General features: G+C 60.2%; 1 protein-coding gene and 1 pseudogene. One reads left to right on the plus strand and one right to left on the minus strand.

Translation table 11 applies throughout. The features are described from left to right. A pseudogene (locus APY03_RS44455) lies at positions 1–242 on the minus strand (efflux transporter outer membrane subunit); the annotation flags it as partial. 224 nt (positions 243–466) lie between these two features. Between APY03_RS44455 and APY03_RS25380 the strand changes: the two are divergent. Beyond that, a partial coding sequence (locus APY03_RS25380; RefSeq protein WP_232324398.1) for a TetR/AcrR family transcriptional regulator occupies positions 467–1,022 on the plus strand: 556 nt, incomplete at its 3' end.

The raw sequence follows: 1,022 nt of genomic DNA on the forward strand, positions 1-1,022 counted from the left end.
GCACGGGCTTGCAGATCCGCTAACACGTCATCGTTGAACAACGTCCACCATGAAGATGGGAAGTTCGCAGCGAATGTTTCCTGAGCCTGCGCGTAGTCCGCCCTGGGCGCCAGTTGAACGGCCGTGAGCCTGCCGTCGGGTTTCACGAAGTCAGGACCCACCGCGCAGCCGACCAGTGAGATCGTGCAGAGCGCCGTGCCTGCTTGTCGCAGCAGTTGTGAGAGCAGCGGTTGTGACGTCATGAAGGTCCACCAAAGTATGCGAATAGTACCGAACCGCTCGGTATGATAAAGCGAAAAAATTAGGCCATAAGCCCCCAGGGAATTTCTGCCGTCTTCCCGATGCAGTTACCCATGAGGGAGTTGACCAAGTTGTTGATACGTACCGAGCGGTTTGGTACTATACTGAATCTAGGCCATTGTGTCAAAACTTCAGAGTCAAGCAGATGCGACGCACCAATCAAGTCATGACCACCTCGCCCCCGAGCAGCGGCGAGCTGAACGCCAAGGCCCTCACCGTCCTGCGCGCTGCGCGGACCGTCTTCTTGACCCACGGGTTCAGCGCAGCCACTACCGACATGATCCAGCGCGAGGCAGGCGTGTCCAAGTCCACGGTTTACGCGCACTATGCGAACAAGGAAGCGCTCTTCACCGCAGTGATCGAAGCCGAATGTGCGGAGTTCACGAATACGGTGCAGGGCATCGAGTTCCGCCCGGGAAAGCTGAGAGAGACGTTGACCCTGCTGGCTCGGGCCTACTTGAACATCGTGCTGTCTCCGGGCGGGCTGGCTGTCTTCCGCGTCGTGATCGCCGAAGGCCCGCGCTTTCCCCAGCTCGCCCGGACGTTCTATCTGGCCGGCCCGCAGGTCATGACGGCGATGGTGGCCGAGCAACTGGCCAATGCGGCGGCATCCGGTGAGGTCGAACTTGGCGAGATTGGACGCGAGACGGCTGCCAGTCTGTTCATCAACCTGGTCCGGGGCGAACCCCAGCTTCAGTGCCTGACTCATCCGGATGCCGCGC

Origin of the sequence: Variovorax sp. WDL1 (genome assembly GCF_001541225.1) — a bacterium.
Classification (GTDB): Bacteria; Pseudomonadota; Gammaproteobacteria; order Burkholderiales; family Burkholderiaceae_C; genus Variovorax.